This is a genomic window from Pseudoalteromonas obscura, assembly GCF_030135505.1.
GTDB classification, from domain to species: domain Bacteria; phylum Pseudomonadota; class Gammaproteobacteria; order Enterobacterales; family Alteromonadaceae; genus Pseudoalteromonas; species Pseudoalteromonas obscura.
On the sequence record NZ_JASJUT010000003.1, the window covers coordinates 522,387 to 543,289 of the forward strand.

At 40.5% G+C, this 20,903-nt stretch carries 17 protein-coding genes; 9 read left to right on the forward strand and 8 right to left on the reverse strand.

Translation table 11 applies throughout. The annotated features are described in order from the left end of the window. Positions 1–97: 97 nt before the first annotated feature. The 7 genes from QNM18_RS10370 (at position 98) to QNM18_RS10400 (ending at position 6,435) form a co-directional block, all read left to right on the forward strand. Complete coding sequence (locus tag QNM18_RS10370) at positions 98–1,675, forward strand: hypothetical protein (RefSeq protein ID WP_284137144.1); 1,578 nt, start codon at positions 98–100, stop codon at positions 1,673–1,675. A gap of 912 nt (positions 1,676–2,587) precedes the next feature. After that, positions 2,588–2,869, forward strand: a complete 282-nt coding sequence (locus QNM18_RS10375) for a helix-turn-helix domain-containing protein (protein ID WP_023402153.1) — start codon at positions 2,588–2,590, stop codon at positions 2,867–2,869. A gap of 12 nt (positions 2,870–2,881) precedes the next feature. Beyond that, positions 2,882–3,460 carry a hypothetical protein gene (locus QNM18_RS10380; RefSeq protein WP_211010846.1) on the forward strand — a complete coding sequence of 193 codons (579 nt, stop codon included), beginning with the start codon at positions 2,882–2,884 and terminating at the stop codon, positions 3,458–3,460. Positions 3,461–3,995: 535 nt separating this feature from the next. Then, positions 3,996–4,271 (forward strand): helix-turn-helix domain-containing protein, encoded by a 276-nt coding sequence (locus tag QNM18_RS10385; RefSeq protein WP_211010844.1) that lies wholly within the window; start codon positions 3,996–3,998, stop codon positions 4,269–4,271. Positions 4,272–4,287: 16 nt separating this feature from the next. Then, positions 4,288–4,908, forward strand: coding sequence for a hypothetical protein (locus QNM18_RS10390; RefSeq protein WP_284137145.1), 621 nt, complete (start codon positions 4,288–4,290; stop codon positions 4,906–4,908). A 132-nt stretch (positions 4,909–5,040) separates the two neighbouring features. Then, on the forward strand, positions 5,041–5,568 hold the full coding sequence (locus QNM18_RS10395) for a hypothetical protein (protein ID WP_284137146.1): 528 nt from the start codon (positions 5,041–5,043) through the stop codon (positions 5,566–5,568). Positions 5,569–5,910: 342 nt separating this feature from the next. Next, positions 5,911–6,435, forward strand: a complete 525-nt coding sequence (locus QNM18_RS10400) for a hypothetical protein (RefSeq protein WP_284137147.1) — start codon at positions 5,911–5,913, stop codon at positions 6,433–6,435. Positions 6,436–6,447: 12 nt separating this feature from the next. Here QNM18_RS10400 and QNM18_RS10405 read toward each other — a convergent pair whose 3' ends face one another. Both QNM18_RS10405 and QNM18_RS10410 read right to left on the reverse strand, forming a co-directional pair. Next, a complete protein-coding gene (locus tag QNM18_RS10405; protein WP_284137148.1) occupies positions 6,448–7,236 on the reverse strand; it encodes a substrate-binding periplasmic protein in 789 nt (262 codons plus the stop codon). Positions 7,237–7,312: 76 nt separating this feature from the next. Beyond that, positions 7,313–8,815, reverse strand: a complete 1,503-nt coding sequence (locus tag QNM18_RS10410; RefSeq protein ID WP_284137149.1) for a DUF3612 domain-containing protein — start codon at positions 8,813–8,815, stop codon at positions 7,313–7,315. A 267-nt stretch (positions 8,816–9,082) separates the two neighbouring features. On the opposite strand from QNM18_RS10410, the gene QNM18_RS10415 reads away from it, so the two are divergent. Both QNM18_RS10415 and QNM18_RS10420 read left to right on the forward strand, forming a co-directional pair. Continuing rightward, entirely contained in the window at positions 9,083–9,568 is a 486-nt protein-coding gene (locus QNM18_RS10415) for an aldolase/citrate lyase/malate synthase family protein (RefSeq protein ID WP_211010833.1), read from the forward strand. Between the two features lie 210 nt (positions 9,569–9,778). Beyond that, complete coding sequence (locus QNM18_RS10420; RefSeq protein ID WP_284137150.1) at positions 9,779–11,938, forward strand: cation:dicarboxylate symporter family transporter; 2,160 nt, start codon at positions 9,779–9,781, stop codon at positions 11,936–11,938. A gap of 77 nt (positions 11,939–12,015) precedes the next feature. On the opposite strand, the gene QNM18_RS10425 is transcribed toward QNM18_RS10420, so the two are convergent. The 6 genes from QNM18_RS10425 to QNM18_RS10450 all read right to left on the reverse strand — a co-directional run bounded on the left by QNM18_RS10425 (position 12,016) and on the right by QNM18_RS10450 (position 20,735). After that, positions 12,016–12,396 (reverse strand): DUF1294 domain-containing protein, encoded by a 381-nt coding sequence (locus QNM18_RS10425; protein ID WP_211010829.1) that lies wholly within the window; start codon positions 12,394–12,396, stop codon positions 12,016–12,018. Between the two features lie 42 nt (positions 12,397–12,438). Then, on the reverse strand, positions 12,439–14,625 hold the full coding sequence (locus tag QNM18_RS10430; protein WP_284137151.1) for an exonuclease domain-containing protein: 2,187 nt from the start codon (positions 14,623–14,625) through the stop codon (positions 12,439–12,441). A gap of 68 nt (positions 14,626–14,693) precedes the next feature. Next, a complete protein-coding gene (locus QNM18_RS10435; RefSeq protein WP_284137152.1) occupies positions 14,694–18,014 on the reverse strand; it encodes a response regulator in 3,321 nt (1,106 codons plus the stop codon). Continuing rightward, positions 18,011–19,228 (reverse strand): ABC transporter substrate-binding protein, encoded by a 1,218-nt coding sequence (locus QNM18_RS10440; RefSeq protein WP_284137153.1) that lies wholly within the window; start codon positions 19,226–19,228, stop codon positions 18,011–18,013. The genes QNM18_RS10435 and QNM18_RS10440 overlap by 4 nt, the downstream gene beginning before the upstream one ends. A gap of 75 nt (positions 19,229–19,303) precedes the next feature. Continuing rightward, entirely contained in the window at positions 19,304–20,146 is an 843-nt protein-coding gene (locus tag QNM18_RS10445) for an alpha/beta hydrolase (protein WP_211010826.1), read from the reverse strand. Position 20,147: 1 nt separating this feature from the next. Further along, positions 20,148–20,735, reverse strand: coding sequence for a TetR/AcrR family transcriptional regulator (locus tag QNM18_RS10450; RefSeq protein WP_211010823.1), 588 nt, complete (start codon positions 20,733–20,735; stop codon positions 20,148–20,150). Between the last annotated feature and the right edge of the window lie 168 nt (positions 20,736–20,903).

Consider the following 20,903-nt stretch of genomic DNA (forward strand, 5'->3'; position numbering starts at 1 on the left):
ACTGAGCTAGTCGAGATTCTAATAACAATAGTTAAAGACACATTTGATCTAAATTCAGCAGTAACCAATAAGCCTGCGCCAATAATAAGGAACGTGCATGTATAAATCACATTTAAAGACCCTCTCACTGGCCATACTCTGTAGTACCTTATTTACGGGCTGTGGTGGCGGCGGCGGTGGCCCCAAAGGACCCAGTATTGATCTGAGTAATAACAATAATACGCCTAGCCAAAATACCGGCTCGACAGCGTCAAATAATAACAATACAACCACAGGTACGGTGAATAACAATGGCGGAAATACCGCAACCAACCCACCCATTACGGATGATCATAGCCGCTATGCTCGACGTGGACGAGTGATAGACGGCTACGTGCAAGGAGCAACCGTTTGGCTTGATTTAAATAACAATGCGGTTAAAGATGAGAACGAACCCTCTGTAATTTCAACAGATAAAGGCAGCTATGAATTAGAACTCACTGAAGAGCAAGCCCAGTGCGCTGCCTATGTACCAACTTATGTAGATGTGCCAGTTGGTGCCATTGACGAAGATCTTGGTGAAGTGACAAAAGCATATCAAATGGTTCTCCCACCTACTCTAACGAGCCTAGAAGGTGAAGATCAGCAGCACATTACACCACTTACCACGGTACTGTGGCAGTCGCTATACAAAACCGATGTATATAAAGACAAAACATGTACCGCGATACTTGCAGACAATGCGCTTCAAGAGCAGCTAAAAATTGTAATGCGCGAAACCATCGTTCAGGTTATTGAGCATTACAATATTTCTGAGCAGCAACTCTTCAGTGACTATATCGAGAGCGGTGACGAAGCATTACAAAAACTTGCTGAAGACATTGTTAAAGGACTTCAAGCAAGTGTTGAGAAATATCTAAAGCTTGCAAAAGAGTATGTAGACGCGCATGAAATTCGTGTTCTTCACTATCTCGATACACCGCCAGCGCAACCAGATAGCAACGAGCTTGTTTGGTATAGAAGTATTCTTATTTATGGAAAAGACGGAAGTACACCAGTTAATCAGCGCGTACGCATGGATGACAATCTTGAGACGGTGTTATTTGTCCAATATGACCGTAAAAGAATAACCAGTCCTTGGAGCGATAACCACACCTATATTCAATCAACAGATTTGGTAAAAAACAGTGCTGACGATATCGGCCACTGCTTCCAGTCTGAGAAATTAGAAGTCAAAATTGACGGCATAACCTATGAGCTAAACAACTGGAAACGCATCGAGCGCACATCACAACAGCAAGCTTGTGATGACAAAGTTGACTTTAGTGATACAAAGAATCGCGTTCTATCTGTGTCTTACAGTAAAGATAGAGTTTCGTATTTGACCGAGTTTCATCAAGATGCAAATTCAATCGCTGAGCTCGACGACTGGTTAAATATGAGTGGTAAGTCAGAGATTCTAGACGTAATTGTGTTGGTGGCGTACTTCTCTTTGGCAGGCTACGAGTTTGAAGATGACGTCAACATTCCTTTTTCTTCTTGGCACAAGCGCATTACCGATGATTCGGGTGACAACCGTATCATCACCTCAAGAGACAGCGATGGCACATGGCAGCGCCAAACATATCAAGACGATGGTACTTATGTGCAGGAATGCAGTACTGATGGGCAAACCTGGACCACGTGTAGTGATTAATTAAGACCTATTTTAAGGGCTGCTTTTATCAAAGTAGCCCAGAGTTCTCCCACAAAACGGTGTAAGGATTATTCAACTTACACCGTTTTTTGTACCTACAATTTGCCCCATAGACAGCCCTTGTCTGCTTTGCTTGTACTACCTACTGAATGGCCGAGTAAGCACCTAGAAAAAGCCAACATCAATATCCATATTCAGGCTCCAAAAGTGCCTTTTATTTAACTTTAGCCTCTTGTACGTGTAAATACTCAATCACACCATTTCAACTAACTTCTGAATGCACATCAACTATGCATACTGTGTGAACTAACACCCGTCCAAGCTAAATACAGACGGTGACGAACACTCAACCAATGCTGCACAAAGCAAACTTTTTTGTTTGATCTTTCAACCATAACAATGCGTAGTTAAATACGCTCATTGACTCAAGGTGATTAAAAAACAATCTTGAACAAGCGAGTGAGTTTGAAAAACAGACGGGTATCTTAAAATTAAATTATTGCGTTTTTATATCCAATATGGCGATGCAATAATGATAATATAGCATTACACTGTGATTCTTCAGCTTTTTATTGTTCATAATAAATGAACAATACAATAAAATTCATTAAAAAACATTCCACGTTACACTAATACTTTGTCATTAAACACCCTGTTATAAAAAACAATAAATTTTTTAATTTTTTGTCACTTCAAGGTTTATTTCTTAAAAACACCTTGATATTATCAACCGCAACAAATGAAATATTTAATAAACATCAGGTTTAAAAAAATCGAGTAAACGTTAAATTACCAGTTAGATAACATGATAATATTAATATTAGCTGCTATGCATCGCTAAATGCTTGCAATTACAGGCTTTTCAGTGATAGCTTTTGTTAAATTTGTTATCAAAAGGTAATGTTGGAACATATGAAACTTAGAATTCGACAACTAGGATTGTTTAATGGCTTATGGGGAGAAGCAGCCAAGTCGATAAGATCGATGCGTAAGGATGCCGGGCTCACTCAAAGTCAATTAGGACAGAAACTTATCCCTGTAGTGGACCAAGCAACGATATCCAATTGGGAAACTGGTAAAACTCCAGTCCCATTAACGAGTTATTTTTTAATATGCTTTATTTGCGGTTTTAGTCCGGAAGAAAAAACTAAACAACTACTCGAAAGTCAACAACCAGAGAATAAGAGAAATTAAAGGATATATCTGATGTTTGCTTATGAAAAATTTGCTGCTATATATGATGCAATTTCATATATGCTGATACCAATATACGTTATTTCTATGCTAGTTGCTTGGAAAAATATTAATATTAGGTATCTAATTGGTGTGGTTTTGGCCATTGAAATATTCGATGTTCTGACCCTTAAGTTTGCATTCAGCTTAGGCAATAATTTTTATCTTTGGGCTATTGTTGTAAATGTACTATTCTTCTTTGTACCTGTATTAGGGAGAAGGTTAATCGCGGCCAATTTAAGATCAAGGTTTAAAGTTTTCGAAAAGATTTATTTGGAATATAACTTTACTAGGCAAGAAGGTGGCTTGATTTTTCTATATGCATTAGCAACTTTAGTTTGCTTCATGGCATTTATTGAGGCGTCTCTTTATACTGCTGAGGTAATCACTGTATTCCCAATTATCGAAAATATATATGGTCCCGTAGCCTCAATTGCGCACATGCTTGAAGCTTTCCTGATTCTTAGTTTGGCTATGAAAGGTAAATGGGGTTCTATAATTGGAAAAGCGGATAAGCCAAACAACTATTCAAGCTTAAAAAGAAACGTATAGAATTCGGATAAAAAATAACAACTTGATTTCTCTTTCCCTCAAAAGAGCTTACTGAATGTAAGAGCTGTGATGTTATCAATTACGAAGCAAAAGTTCAAAGTTACAAAATGGATAACATCCACTATTCTAAAAGAGGTTTGATATGAAAGTTGTTGTGAAAAAACTAAAAGAACTCTCGTTATACGAGGCAAAAAATGTCAAGGGAGGCTGGGCTACAGGTGCCAGTGGACCAAACCCTGATGAACCTAAGTAAACACAAAAATTTGATTGTGAGTGTTAGGTTTGCGATATATTTTAAACATCCTCTGACACTTGCAATGTAGTTTTCACCTATCATAAAATTTTAAAAATGGTTTATAAAAATAACTATAAAGAGCTTTTCTTCGCATCAAAATACAGTGCATTATCAAGGCTTACATCTTGCTCGAAAAGCAACCTTCCCAATCAAAATATCTCAGCCTATTTATTTCCACTTTCATTATTGAAGTTTCGATGACGAATGCTATGGAGAAATATTAGTGGAAATATTAAGTTTATGAAGTTTAAAGCACTAATTATCAATGCTATAAAGTTACTTTGGTTAGAAATATCTATCGTAACTAAGTCAATGCGTCTAGATTCAGGGCTGAGTCAATGCGAGTTAGGGAAAAGACTACTTCCCTCAGTCAACGAGTCAACGATTTCTGCTTGGGAGGAAGGAGAGGAGCCCATCCCAGTATACCAATTTATAATGATTTGTTTTGTATGTGGGTTTACTTCTGAAAAGAAAACCAAACAACAATTAAAAAATCAGCGTACTGATAAAAAATAAGAATTGTAGGTGCCCAATGTTTAGCTATGAAAACTATAAAGCATTCTATGATGGCGTTGCTTTTTTCATTACTCCCATTAACTTTATCTGTCTATTAATTGCTTGGAAAAGCATCAATACACGGATGCTATTAATTTCACTGATAACGCTCGAAGCCATTGACACATTACTCACTGACTGGTCATTTACTCTTGGCAATAATTATCACATTTATGGTGTATTCATATGCTCCATCTTTTTGTTCACCGTTTTGTTCAGGCGATTGTTAGCCAAACTGTTAGGTAAACATGTAAAGTTTTGCAACGATGTATACAACAATTTCAGTTTCAGTAAGCAAGAAGCCGCAATTACTTTTATGTATTTTATTGTTGTCATATTGCATGTAGTTGCACTGATTGAAGTCAAGCTGTACCAATATGATATTATTGATAGCTTCCCTTTTAGGAACAATGTATTCCCTCCAAGTATAACTATTTTACACTTGCTAGAAGCACTCATGCTATTAAAACTATCAATTAGGCATATCCCTATTGATGAGTATGTACAGCATATAAAGAGCAAGTTTACAAATAATAGAAAGGTAGAGGGAACGAATAGTTACCGAGAATCTGCTGAAGATAGAAACGATCGCTCGTAACAGCGCCTGTCAAAGGCTGCTCAAAGTTTTTGATGCTAACTGATGAAAAGTACTTTTCTTTTAATGCACTTGTTTTATTTGGTTAAAATAAGTGTTTTTCACTTAAAGTAAAACGCGCACAGGATTGATAACTTGCTCAATAGCGAACCTCTCAATTACATTTATTATGTAATTGGTCAAATTTCAACGCCAGTGTTTTTTATTGCGCTTTTTGCTGGCTGGAAAAGTGTTAACACTCGGAGTTTGTTGTTAATCCTACTCGTTGTAGAGGCCATCGACACCTTGGTATCAAATATCGCACTGTCTTGGCGATACAACTTCTACCTTTGGGTCTTTTTTTATAGTCTGGTCTATATCTATGTTGTATTTGCCAGAAGATTGATAGCAATAAAATTGAGCCCCCATTTTAAGTTTTTTGATGAGGTTCGTAAAAACTACTACTTTAGTAAACAAGAAGGCGGGCTTATTTTTGTATATGCCTGTGCAAGCCTATTTTTATTTATTAACCTAATTGAAATCAAGCTGTATCAATATGGCGTGCTGGGCAGTTTATTTATAGTAGAACAACTTTTTAGTCCCGCCCTCACCCTACTCTACTTGGTAGAAGCTTTACTGCTGCTCAGGTTATCGATTCGGACCCTACCGGTTGATAATGACTAAGTACACCTATAACACAGCTGTGTATGTGTAATAATGCGCTTGCTATCACATTTCCCCACTGTATTTAAAGTAAAACTTTGTATGAACAGAAAAAACTAAGTTACAAATAAAAGGTCAACAATGCATCAAAAAGTATTATATTAGACGCCTGTTTTGGCGTGATTGTCACTTTGCATCATTTTATAGCGGATTCATCTTATTAGAGGTCCATTACAAATAAGAACACTATAAACTAAGTAAAAACATGTACTCGCACGTAATTTTGAAAGGCCAACACACTTGCTAGAAGCGTTCTCAATAAAATCAATTTACCATGCAATAAATTTTATTAGTTTGCCGGTAATGATCATCGCTTTGCTTGTCAGCTGGAAGAGTATTAATACGCGATGCCTGTTATTAATACTCGCCACTATAGAGTTTATTGATACTATTACAGCTGAGATAGCCTTTCACTGGGGAAGCTATTATTACTTATGGGCATTTTTAAATTGCTGGGTTTATGTTTACGCCGTCTTTGCAAGGCGGCTAATTGTCAGCCGTCTCCAAAAGTACAGCCAATTTTGTAAAGATGTCTATGAGCACTTTTACTTTACCAAACAAGAAGGCGCTTTACTCTTTATCTACTTCTCATATGTGATCGTCACTTTTATTGCGTTGGTTGAACTGAGTTTTTACTATCTCGATTTAATTGACAAAGTTCCTTACCTCAGACATGTATTCAGCCCTTTACTAACCTTCTTCTGCCTCATGGAATCGATAGTGATCCTTTGGCTGGCCACTCGGACAGCGCCGGTTGACGAGCATGTATTGGCAATCAAGCATGCTCGAAAAGTGCGTAGAAATAACCACTCTGATAGACGCAAGTAAGGCTCAATGGTGTTAGTCTGCGCCATAGCGCTGCTTATACCTTTGAACAATCTCTTCAATGCGTTGTCTGTTTTTGATAATAGCTAAATTAAGCTGCCTCAGTTGTGGCTCGCTGAGCATGCCTGGTCTTAGCATATAGTGAATGGGGTTGTCGTAAATTTTAATCGCTGTGGCTCGAATCACCCCTTTGTAACTAGTCTCCTGAGTTAAATGAGCACCTGTTAAAATGTCTTCTACTGCGTATTCAACCCGCTTGTGTTTTATTAAATTAAAACGTTCGTGGGCAAAATTGGTCTCTACTACACAGTCCTCACAAACCTTTCGAAAGCCCTCAAAGCCTTGTCCGTAAACACTGCCTCGGTTAATTGCAATCAAGTTGTTTTTTAGGTGTCTTAAAAGCGCAGTGCTTGTAATTGAGCTTTCTTGCATCACTGTGTCTGTGTTGTCTTGATGTGCAAATAGCAACATTACTTCTTGTCGATATGGCAAACTGAATTCAGCGTATTTTCGTCGAGATTGTGTAAAGCTAGCAGCTGGGATAAGGTCAACTTTGTTTTCTTGAAACTGCTTAAATGCGCGGCTTGATGAAGGTAGCTCAACATACTGCCAACAAAAACCAGCCTCTTTCAACACTAGCTCAACAACTTCAACTTCCAAACCCTCATATTGCCCGTTTACTCGCTGTGAATATGGTGGCCAATTACCACTGATACTTACACGTAGGGACTTCTCACAACTGTATGCAGCTCTGCTTAGTGTTACAGCCACTAACATCAGAGTAAGCGTACACACATTAAGCATAAGTTCGCGGTAAAGTTTGCTCGTTGCTTTTATCAATCTACTTGGTGCCTTGTTCTTTATAAGCTTTTATCCAGTCCTAGCCAGTTTCATAGCAGCTTGGCTGTCTCGGGCAAGCTGTCCCTCTGGTGCAAATGACTCGTACATCATTGTTGATCCCTCTGTCTATCCAATTGATGTTGAGAATTTTTGCTACGCTCATGAGCTGCTTTTTCAGATGCCATGGTACAACACTTGCGCCACCTTGTTTAATACAAAGTGCCTGTAACTCTTGCACTACTTCATCAGCACTTATCCCCTGTGCGTCAATTGCTGGATTTAGGTCTATGCCAGCACACAGTACATGGGCATTCTCTACAAGGTCATTCACTTTAAGTGACTCACAACAGTATAGATGAGGCTTGCCATTTACATTGAGAATGGAGAGTTGTGCACTTGACTGCTGAGACTGTGCAACAAACTTTCTAAACACCGCCCAGTGCTGACAGGGATCTTCAACACTGCGCATATTCCCCCACGGTAAAGGTATACCATTGCCGCGATAAACAGCTTTTAACTTTCCAGGTAAATAGGCGTCAAAGTAATGCCAATGCGGATACGGAGACACAACAGTCATACGGCGCATCGCAACCGACGGAGAAATATTTAAATGTTGGTGAATATCTATTTCATAACCATATGAATCAAGTAACTGACGGTAGGCAACTTTTGGACACAGCAAAGCTCCCGCAAAAAAGCTCGACTCAAAATCATGCCATGCTGTCAGAATATCCTGCGCGTTTGGTGTGGTGTCTGTAGCTGGCAGTACTGCAGTATTAAAACCACCTGTTCGCAACACACAGCGCAGTCCTTTTAGTTCATGCAGCACACTATGACCAATGTGCACAGCTAAGTCATATTTTAGCCTTGCTGAATTTTTCTCAAGCAAACGGTTTATATGTACCACGTTGGGCTCTTCGAAATAAGAGGTGATCAAATGATTAAAAACATGCCCACTGTCATCCATCACTTCATTTGGCACTTCATCAAACCAGTTCAGCTTCAGACCTTGCTTTTTTATTAGCATCATTAAGTCTTCAACACTTAAATAGAGGTTTTTGTCACCGACTTCGTCGGCGGCGCGCTCAAGATCTGGAAAGTGGTTTTGATGGTGCTCTTGATGCGCTCGGATCAAAAGGTGGGCAAACTGTCTGCCACTGATCCCAGTTTGCGATAGCATCTCTGGTATCGCAATTTGTAGTATGTCATTAGAAAACAAAAAGTTTGGCTCCAGTGCCATCCCCTCAATCCCCCCTGAGCGGCCTTTTTGTGGGGTGATGGCATCTGGCTCGGGATCTGTGTCTAAAAACCACGACAGTGGCTTTTGAAAAACTTCTGCAAAGTTCTCTAACATATCACTACTTGGCGTGCGTTTGCCGCGCTCAATCATGGACAAATATGACACCGAAGGCGCAGTGTGTGGGTCTACTCGGATACACCGCGCAGACAAATCTTCTAGCGTTAAATGGTTACGTTTTCGAAGGTTACGGATCTTGGTACCGAGAAAGTGAGACTTGCGCATCAACTCTGAGCTTTTTTTCATTTTAATACCAATCCTTCTCATTTAAGCGACTTTAATCAATTTTATCGACATTTTTACTACATGTTCATGATATAAAAGAGCATAAATTCGACCATTTTACAACAAGAGGTCTGACCAGATTTTGTAAAATTTACACTGTAAAATTCTTTTTGTGAAATTTATTGATAATTTTTTATACACTGAAATTGTAGTCAATTAATCAGCACACGTTATGTGACAACCGTAACGTTTCACAACAATTTAATTTCGGTAACTGGGGATACATCAATGAAAGCACAACTTCAAACAACACCACCACTAAGTGAAGAATGTCAAAAACTCGTTATTGCAAAACAATTTTTAGATCAACACTGCCCGCTCGAATTTGGCTCTCATACTCAAGTCAGTGCTTACGTTGTATATTACAACCACTTGATGGTGTTTTTTGCGGATGGACAGCACTGCGGACTGAAAAACACCAAACAATTTGTAGCCCTTTGTGGTCATAAAGAAGCACCGTCTACCATTTTATTGCAAAAAGACGATGGGCTACACATTGAATTAAGTTTTAACATTGCTGGTGAAACTGGCAAATATGACAAAGCCCATATTAATGATGTGCAATACGAAACGCCATTTAGTGCCATCGACACACAAAACCGCAAGCACACCAAATTGTGGATGAGCTTTATTGACGGTGTTCAGCACACTTTGCTCGAAGAGTCGCGTTGCAAATGCTATCGCAGCAAAAATGGTGAAGATTACGAAATCTAATCTTCAACTTTAAAATTTTCTGTTTTTATTTGCTGTGAATTTTTATCTTGGCCGCAATACAATTTGCGGTCAAATGTGAATACTTACTCGCATCAAATCCATATTTTTTCAAAGCTTACACCCCTATCGCATTATTTCATTCCATGCATTCAGATTAATTTCAGCTAACCTCAATATAATCGCGCACCAATTTAACTGCGACGGGTGATCATGAATAAACTATTCAACTGGATAAAAAGTATGAACTGGATGCTATGGGCATTGATCCTTGGCATTGCAACAGGACTTATTTTTGGTGAGCGAGTTGCGTTTTTAAAACCAATTGGCGAAGGCTTTGTCAGCCTTATGCAAATCACTATCTTTCCTTACATCGTGGTCAGTTTGATTGTGGGGTTGGGTAAGTTCAGCCCAGATCAGGTTAAAACTGTGCTGGCCAAAGCCGCCATCACCATGGTTGCGCTTTGGGTGATTGGCCTCGCGGTGATCTGGTGTTTTACCCTAACCTTGCCAAGCCATGACGCGGGGACTTTTTTCTCCCCAGCATTGGTAGCACAAGCACCTGATGTCAATTTCGTTCAGCAGTATATCCCGTCAAACCCTTTCGCTTCTATGGCTGACGGAAATGTACCTGCGCTGGTTATATTTTGTATTGCACTGGGTTTGGCACTGATCTCCAATGGCCGGAAAAACCAATTACTCGATGTGCTTGAAGTAGTCGGGCAAGGCTTGACTGTGATGTCTAAAAAAGTGATTAAATTCTTCCCCATTGGTATTTTTTCTATGACCGCCAGTACGGCGGGTACAATCGGTCAAGAAGAGCTCAGTAATTTACAAATCTACTTGGTATTGGTTATTTGCTTAGGTTTTTACCTCATGTTTGCCCTGTTGCCAATGCTAGTTGCGGCACTTACACCTGTGAAATATCGAGACTTAATCAAAGTCATGCGCAATGCCTGGATCACTGCGTTTAGTACAGGAAATGTCTTTATCGTGCTACCCGTTATCACCGAGGGCATTAAGTCACATTTACAAAAAATTAAGCGTAGTGATGAAGAGTCTGATCACATTGCTGAGGTGTTAGTCCCCATTGCTTATACGTTCCCAAGCTTGGGCAAACTCACTACCCTTATGTTCGTTACATTTGCAGCTTGGTTAACAGGTAACCCCATTGCCCTAGAGCAGATCCCCAATGTCACGCTTTCGGCCATGCTCAGTTACTTTGCCAATGTACACATAGCTATCCCCTATATGCTGGATAGCCTAAAAATTCCGGCCGACAGTTATCAACTTTATTTGTCGATGTCGGTGTTAACTGCCAAGGTGGTATCACCAACAACCGTTGTTTATATCTTTGCGGTCACGCTACTGTGCATCTTTTACAATAAACAGCAGCTGCATTTAAAGCGTATCCGCTCCCTGTACTATCTCACTCTGCTGTCGGCGTTTTTACCCGCTTTTATGGTGCTCAGCTTTACCACCAATAACTACTTGGCACAAAGTACCAAAGGTGCTGACGATGTGATTGCCAACATGGTTGTATCTGATCAAGTGCCCAATGATGTGCTCAATCACGTGCCAAAAGCATACCAAAGCGGCGAATTGTCGTTGACGAATATCGACATCATCAAAAAGCGTAACGTACTGCGGGTCGGATACTTAGTCGATAATGTACCCTTTAGTTATTTCAACCAAAAAGATGAACTGGTAGGTTTTGATATAGGCCTTGCCCATAAATTAGCTGCCGATCTACAAGTGAAAGTGGAGTTTATTCCATTCAAAAAACACCAACTGGCTGAATACCTGAGCAAGGGGTATTTTGACATCGCCATGTCGGGTTTAGAAATGAGCATTATCGATTTAAGCACTGTCCGCTTTACTAACCCTGTTTTAGAGTTGCAGCTGGCGTTGGTTGCCAAAGATCACCGTCTTAAGGAGTTTGCTTCCAAAGAGCAGGTATTAACAAAAGACAATCTTAGCCTAGCTCATGTAGAGTACCAGCCGCTGATGCGCGATGTTGCCAATAAGTATAAGCAGATCAGTGTTAAACAACTTGGTAATCACCAAGCATTCTTTGAAAAAAGCAGTGATTTTGATGCGCTGGTTATCAGTGCAGAAGCAGGGTTTGCGTGGAGTATGTTTTACCCAGAATATGGTGTAGTGGTACCAAAAGGTGCAGAGCTTAAGTACCCGGTTGGATTTGCCGTCGCAAAGCGCAATGTTGATATTCTCAATTACGTCAATACATGGCTGGCAATTCAGCAAAGCAAAGGCACCATTCAAAATAGCTATGATTACTGGATTTTGGGCAAAGGAACTCAAAGTAAAGAGCATAGATGGTCGCTATTAGATGAGTTTGCCGAGCAAAATTAAACACAACGAAAAAGCGCCAGTCATAGCTGGCGCTTTTTATATTGACTCAAGCGTGTTGTGTTAACCAATCAAATTAACTAAACGTACACTTGGACAAACCAAAACACACTCAACGACAATTGCAAAGTGATTGCTGCCAACAACTTAAGCTGAAACGACCACTTGCTGGTTTTATGTTGCGTAAAGTGCATAGTCAAATGCGTGGTACAATGCAGTGCCAGCATCGACAATACAATAAGTGTTTTTTCGGAGATCCTGCGAGCTTCATTTTTGGCGTTGCGTTTGTCTTTATAAAATCCCAGATACATCACACCATTTGCAATAACCAACCCCGCAATAAGCGCTATTGATAATACAGGGTTACTACTCACCAGAGGCACAATCAGCATACCTAATGCACACAAAGAGATGGCAACCCCGCACTTACTAATAAACATAATCAAAGTATTAAAAATCACGGTGTCTCCCAGTAATGACTCTATCTCGTTGTATATGCATCGTTATTGCGTGTCCTCTTGCCGCTTATCATTGGTGCTTTCACTCGCTTCTATACGTCGCTGATTGATTAAATTAAATAATTCAACGGTTGCTAGTGCATCATTGAGTGCTCTGTGATGTCCATTTAGTTCTATGTTCAATGCTTGGCAAATTTTACCCAGTGAATAAGAAGCGTGACCCGGCAGCCACTTTCTGCCCAATTGCACAGTACATAGTTTCGCTCTTTTAAACGGTCGCTCTAAGCGTGCAAATTCTGCTTTGATAAAGCCATAATCAAAGTTGACATTGTGCGCTACAAAAATTGCATCTCGACCAAACCTGTCAATATCATCAACAACTTCACTAAACACAGGAGCATCTTTGACCATTTCATTATCAATACCAGTAAGCTCTGTTATGTACCTTGGGATCCGCCGCTGAGGGTTAATCAGGCTATGCCACTGCCCCACTATTTTGCCATTTACCACCTTCACCATAGCGATTTCGGTGATCTTATCATGCTCCTTTTTTCCGCCAGTGGTTTCAATATCAACAATGACGTAGGGTTGATCTGGTTGAACTTGCCATTGGACGGTTTGCACGCTCACCTCAAATCCAGACTCAATCAGCTTTTTTATCGTGATCAATTGGTTACGTCGCAAACTATCACCTGGCGCTTTGACTTCAACGAATTTAACGCCTTGCTGGCACAACATTAAGTCTGGATACCCATCTTTTAAGCCATTGAAATCTTTACTCATCGCACGCAAATGCGCACATACAGCACCAATAGGTGCATGTTTTGCAAATTCAAATAATTGAGCGAGGCAATCAGGGTCCCAGAACATCAATCTGCTGTGTTGATTGAATTTGTCAGCAGCTTGTTTTATCAGCCAGTTTAACAAGTGATTATTGTCGACAAACGTGGTGAGTCGCTGTTCAATTTCGGCTTCAAATACACTGTAAAACGAGTTGTCTTTGAGGCACTTTGGTGTGTGTTCGAACTCGTTAGAAAACGCATTTCGCTCATCCTCAAATAGCTCGTGCCAAAAGCTTAAACAAAATAAGGCACGCCACAACATATTCTCACAGTGATAAGCCCTTACATTAGAACGTCCATAGTGTTCGATTAGTCCTTGCTCTACATAACCAACAAATGCTTCATCAAGGCAAATAGGCTGACCACTTGCACGCAGCATATCGGTTAGCAGCGAGGTTCGCTTTTCAGTAAACTTAAGTCGATAAAAATCCTCCGCGAAAAACAACAGCTGCTCGTCGCCAGGCGTGTCTAACAGCTGCTCAATCAGCTCTTTGCATTTTTCATGTTCACCTTTGGCATACAATGATCTGATGTATTTCTCTTGCGCTTTGGGGTGTGCGCTCAACGTTAGTAGCGATTCACTCAGTACAACATTGTGTTCAAGCACCAAATTGGCCAATTTATAGCACAGATGATCGTATTTAAGCTTTGCCAATGACCCTATCGGGCTGGTGTAGCTTTGTGTTGTGATATTGTCCGCTAACTCAAGAAGTGATTGTTGTGGCAAGGTTTTTAAATCGTTGTATAGGTTGCAGTACAAAAATGCACTTTGTGCTTCTTCTCTCGACTCAAAATGCGCATTGCCCTGCACTCGTTGTCGATGGGTTTGCATTACCCCCAAATCCCGCATGGAAAACTGCGATAATGCCCCCCCTAACTTACCAAAAAATAAAAACAGAAAATAAGCCAAGTCTGATTTAAACGTAGAGGTAAAGTAACCAGAAAGTATAGCCGATGGAGCCGCTTCAATACTCGCAAGTTGGCCGCATATATGCTCATGCCATAGTGCTTTTTTAGCAGACTTGACCGGTGTATCTTGAAAATCAAACTCCTTCGCCAGCGCCATTAATTGAGATTTATTTAGCTCAGATATCAACGTACTTAACATGGCTGAGTCTTGCGCTTGAGTGAGCCAATTTTGTTCATTTAATAACTGATAGGCAGCGTGATAGTCGTCTATTTCGTCATAAACTAACTCTTCACTGCAAACATAATGGCGTTTTCGATTAACAACCCGAATGAGTAAACACTGAGCATCTTGCGGCAATAACTTAAAGGCATTCAATTTCGAACGCTGCACGTCACTTACTAAATGCCAACTAGTTTGCTCTAAGTAATCTAACAATTCGAAGAAATGTGTTAGATAGTATTTTTCGGGCAGCGTTTTCAAAATATAAAACCTGTATATTTAGACAGTACTTAAATATGCCAAAATTAAGGTCAATTAGCTATCTATTTTTACTCCGCCACATCAGAGCGTACACTTTGTGTACTCAAATGCGCTTTCAAACATTGCATTAAGGTGTTGGGTTGAATTGGCTTAGTGAGATAGTCATCCATACCCGCATCTCGGCATTTTTTTTCGTCGCCACTCATCGCGTTTGCGGTTAGCGCTATGATTGTAATATCTTGATTACCGTTACCAGCTTGTCCTTTTCGAATATTCCCTGTTGCTTCATAACCATCCATTTCAGGCATTTGACAGTCCATGAGTACTAAGTCATAGGGGTTCGAATGCTGACAGTGGCGTAGCGCATTTATTGCCTCTTGACCATTGGTAACCACATCTACAAACTCGATACCCAATTTTTTCAACATACTTGTTGTAACAATTTGATTTACATGGTTGTCTTCCGCCAGTAGTAACCTTGGCTGAGGATCCCATACTAGGTTTTCTGAGACTTCACTCTCTTTAAACGATTTGAGGTAATGAGAAGTGACAATTGGCTTGGCATTGGCCAATGCCTCCCCATCTTCTCCAACTACCGATAAAGCATTGTATAGATCTGTAGTCGTCGCGGGTTTTGGAAAATACCCAGAAAAACCACGCTTGGCAAAGTAGGCAGCATCGCCCTGATGACCCATTGAAGTCATCATAATAAGTTTAATACTGTTGAGCCTCGGGTCACTTTGCATTTCCTCACCCAGTTGAGCCCCATCCATAACCGGCATTTGCATATCTAGTAACGCAATATCAAACAGGGTTTTATTCGGATCTTTTAAACGTGCTTCACACTGGGAAAGCGCCTCAATTGCCGAAGATGCCTCGGTGACTTTAGCGCCCCAAATCTCTAGCTGTTCTCTTAATACTGTGCGGTTAGTCCGATTGTCATCAACAATCAGCAACTCAAGTTTACTAATATCAAATTTTGGCATTGAGCGGTTATTTTGCTCGCCTGCTTCTAACATAATTGAAAAATAAAACTCGCTGCCATGGCCTTCATCACTTCTAACGCCAATACTGCCCCCCATCAATTCACATAACTTTTTAACGATGGATAGGCCAAGACCTGTTCCGCCATATTTGCGTGTGGTTGATGAGTCTACTTGCGAGAATGTTTCGAATAGCTTGTGTTGCTTAGATAGCGGAATGCCAATACCAGAGTCAATAACTGAGCAATCTAAGCGTAATTTCCCCTGAACCTCAGTAAGCTCCGCACGTATGATGATCTCTCCCTCATCAGTAAATTTAATGGCATTACCAACTAGGTTTGACAGCACCTGACGCAAGCGGCTGGGATCACCTTTTACCACGGAGCTGTCGACTTTAACTATGTCCAGAACCAGCTCTATCCCTTTGCTCTGCGCTTGTAGTGCAGCAGATTCTGAAAAGTCTCCAAACAGTTCTCTCAGGTCAAAGTCCAATAATTCTAACTCAAGCTTGCCAGCATCAACTTTAGAAAAGTCCAAAATATCGTTAATAAGATTGAGTAGCGAATTGGCACTGTTCATTGCCAATCTAGCTCGGTGTTTTTGCTCATCATCTAGTGGGCTATTCATCATTAAATTCAGCATGCCTAACACCCCGTTCATAGGCGTGCGGATTTCATGACTCATCGAAGCCAAGAAGGCGCTTTTAGCTTCACTGGCTTGCTCAGCTTGTACCTTGGCATCAGCCAAAGCTTTTTGTTGCCTAATTTGCTCCGTAACATCCTGTAAAATTCCGACATATGCAATCAGCTTTTTGTTTTCGTCCAACACCGGACCAATGTGCATATTATTCCAAAATGGCTCTCCACCTTTACGATAATTCAGAATTTTTTCTCGGTGTGGTTGCTGCATTTTAATGGCTTCACGAATGGAGTCCAGAGCTGCCTCTGAGGTCTGTTCACCTTGCAAAAATCGGCAATTTTTACCAATTACACTGTCGTCATAGCCAGTTATACGTTTAAACGCTGAGTTTATAAAACTCAAAGGCATGTCCTTTTTATACGCATCGGTTATCACAATTCCAACATCGCAAGACTCTATGGCATATGCCAATAAATCATTGTGCTCTTTGGCTTTTTTGAGTGCTTCTTGATACATTTTTTGGTCGGTAATGTCAGTCAAGGAGCCTGACATTCGCACAGCTCTGTTTACACTATTTCTCAGTGCCAAACCTTTTGAACGGTAAAAGCGGTACTCACCGTCACGGTTCCTCATTCTAAACTCAACATCAAACACATCGTTGTTTTCTAGATGTGCGTTGAGTGCGCCAAATGTGTGGGTTTTGTCTTTTGGATGCATGCCTTTTTCAAGGCTTTCAAATACATCCGGGAAACCGTTGGTATCATTGCTATCATACCCAAGTAATTCGCGAAAGCGCGGGGAGTAAAACATGCTGCCTTTCTCAATGTCCCAATCCCATATTCCATCGTTACTGCCTTTAATGGCTAGTTTAAATCGTTCCTCGCTTTTTTCAGTTTCTCTTTGCGACAACTGTAATTGCTTAAATGGGTTGAGTAGTAGCTGACGCCCAAAGAAAAACAGCAGTAAAAATGACAACAGCAAACTGATCACAACAGCTTTTGCGATGGCAAAAATGAATATATTGACATTATCTTGGATCATTTGCTGATCGATTAAAAACTTAACGTCAACATCGGTATCAGGCAAACGACTAGCAAACAGTTGCAGATAATCATGACCCGATGCCGTATTGCTGTATTTTACCCATTGTCCGGTTAGTTCTACTGCTAGCTCAGTTTGTGCTGTGTCTATAGCTAATAGAGACGCTATATCAGTCATAAACTCAGAAATTAAAACGCCTTCTGTGAAACCGTTATATTCGATTGGCACCGCTAAAATAAATTTAAATTGTTGGTCTTCATGTTTTAACACCACAGCTTGACCTAGCTCTCCTAGCAACATTTGGTCTAGCCAAGGTTCTTTGCTGAATTTACCACTGTATAAAGGCGAATTTGTAAAAACTGGTTCAGATAACACATTGTACAAATGCAGCGGCACATTTTGCCCCAACACTTTGTAATCTTTCAAAAAGTCTGATAGTGATGCGCGAGAAATATCACTGCCCATCACAGCATTAGACAGCATTGGAATTTTGGCCAAATCTCTTAGCAGTATTAGTCGGGTAGAAATAAATTGGCCGAGATTGCTTACAGCAAGCTTGGCTTCAGTCTGTCTGGCTTGTAACTGCAACTCTTTAACTGAGCTATCAGCTCGACTACCAACCAAAGACAGGCTAATAACAATAGACAACACCAAGCTACACAATAAAAATGCGTAAAAAGCTCTGTCCGAAGACATGCTAAAAACCTGATTTAGCCAGCGCTTCATGAATTGTCCACCAGTACTTTGGTACTGCCATTAGATTCAAAATATGCCATGCACAAATCCTCAATTCCCAGCGCTTCATGTGCATCTGGGTTTTGTGCACTCCATTTAGAGTAGGGTTTTTGATAAGTCTTTATAAGGCCAGCAACAGGCGTATTAAGTGACTCTAAAGATTGTCGAAATGCAGCCCTATCTTTTGACATATCTCCTGTAAGCTCAATTTGTGCGAGCGCCGCTAATGCCACTTTTGCTATGTCATAGCCATGTATAAAACCTGTTGGTGCAAATAAAAAGTATCGTTGGGAAAACTCATCGGGGAATAAATTTTTGGCTCTATTCCACACTTTTGTGGCTTCGTTTGATAGTGGACGTCTTTGGAAAGAAAAACAGCTTTGGATAAAGTGCAGATCAATACCAGAGGCAAGATCAACCTTTGCTTGATTAAAAAAGTCACCGCCAGTGATCCCCCAGTGGCTGATGATTGGGATGCGTTGCTCCTGCGGGTAATCAGCCATTGCTGAGACCAACTGTTTCCCTTCGATGGCATTGCCGACGAATAATAAACAGTCGCTGCCCTTTGCAAGCATCTCCCTGATATGTATTTTGGCACTGCTAGCTTTCATTCCCCAATCAAACCAAGTCACACTCGGTTCAAGCTTACCTAGCGCCTGACCGATTGATTTATAGTTTGATTTCCCCCATGGAGTTCTTTCTAAAAATAGATGCGGGTTTTTACATGCTCTTTGATTGGCAAATTGGACTAAAGTAACACCTGCTTTAGTATCATCAACTGATAGCCGATATACCCAGTTTTCACCTTTGTCATAACGGGTAATAGGTCCACCAGCCGCCCAAGGAACAAGCAGTGGAATTTGGTTTTTATTAATAAACTCTCGATACTTAATATAAGGTGGAGAGTGCAGCCCACCCAATACAAACAACCCGGAAGGGTCTTTTAAAAAGCGCTTAAAGTTCAAAAAACTACGATTACTGTTACCGCGATGATCACGGGACAAAAACTTCAGTTTAAAGCCTTGAGTCTTGCTATCTACTTCGCTCAAGGCGGTAAGAAATCCCATTTTAATCGCGATGGCAGACTCTCTATGTGTACTATAGTCTGAGTCATGATAGATATGTAATTCAGGTAGACCTCTATCATTGGCAAATAAAAAGCTCGACAAAAACACACAGAGCACGGCGCAGCAATATTTGAACATAAGCACTAATCTATTTATTTTGGCTAAATATAAAGTTAGTCTATCTTCGCCGTTAATTACAATTCACTCAAAGTATTAAATATCAATTAATTGTCTAATCGCCTGCCAAGTTTGAGGGCTATTTATTACTCTGCCGTGTCCTTGTCCTTGCGTGCTCAACAAACTCGCATGATCATGCTGAGCAACTTGTTGTAATGTATGTTGATATAGTGCGTACTTATCTTCTTTATCGTGCACCATTAGAATGTGATCTTGTTTGCCTAAATGAAACTCAGCCTGTAGTGACTTAAACACCATGCCATGCTCTGCTTCTACTTCATTAAGTAATTTCTCAACCAACTGATTGGCAATTCCAGTGGCGTATATCCGCTCTTGAAATGAATTATAGAAATCAAATGTTGGCGCAATCATCACGTGGCGGCCTTTCTCTATTGCATTAACAGCACCGATGGTGCCCATTGAATGACTCACAATACCTTTAATTTGGTCATCTTTATGCTCAGCCAAGACGTGCTTAAGACCCTTAATAAATAACGGCAGGTTCGCTATCTTGCCATCGCTCTGCCCATGCCCATAGTGATCGAAACCAACCACTGAAAACCCATGTTCCATCACTTTTTCCATCAAAGGATAAAATTGGCTTACGCCACCGGACCACCCATGTGTGAAAATAACCTTTGGACCGCTACCACCTTCAACAAGGTTGAGACCACCGTAAGGTGTCGCAAGTTTACGGCTTTGCATATTTTTTGGCAGCGCAACTTTTTTTCGTCCCGCCGCAGGCGTTAACAATAATTTGCGTGTTGCTTTTAGACTCGTTTTAGGTGCAACTTTTGCCATCAAACTAGATACACTGCGGGTTAGGTGATAGCTCATGGATTTTTTACCACTGTCCGAAAAGTATATTTTGCTACTCATATTAATTTGCTCCGTGTTTTGCTAGCAATGCATTAAAACCAGCTTGAAAGCGGCTGCGATTATCATCTTCAAGTGCCAACCAGCGTAAATTTTGGCTACCGAGATAAAGAGAATAAAGTTCAAACACAAACTGTTGAGGACAGGTATCTGGGGCGAAGTCGCCATCTTGGACTGCTTGGGTCACGATATGCTGCAAATAGCTTAACCAGTTTTTTAATGTTGCTTGAATATGGTCTCGCAGCGCACCTGGTTGGTCGTCAAATTCGGCTGCTGCATTGATGAATATGCAAGTAGCCGCGTCTGGTTTGTACCAATTTAGCCAGTTTTGACATAGCTGGTTCAGCTTAACCAAACCTCTAATGTCTCTATCACAAGCCAAGATCACATGCTCTTTGAATAGCTCAGACGCGTATTCGAGCACATTTAGCTGCATGGTCTCCTTAGAATTGAAATGCCCAAATAGCCCTGACTTAGACATGCCAGCAGCCGTCGCCAGCATACCTATGGTCAGATCATTTAAGCCAGTTTCAGAAGCAAGCGCCAAACCCTTGGCCAAAATTTGCTGCTTCGTTTGTTTACCTTTTCCCATCTCTCACCAAAAAAGTACGAACGTTCGTTTTATGTTAGCGAATAATAAGTATGGATCAAGGTTTATTTTTAATTCATAACAAAAGCACATTCAGTGCGACTCTTGAAAGGGGCTAAAAAATAATGGCTTAACAGATTAAACAAATTTATTTTTTGCCAAAAAGATATA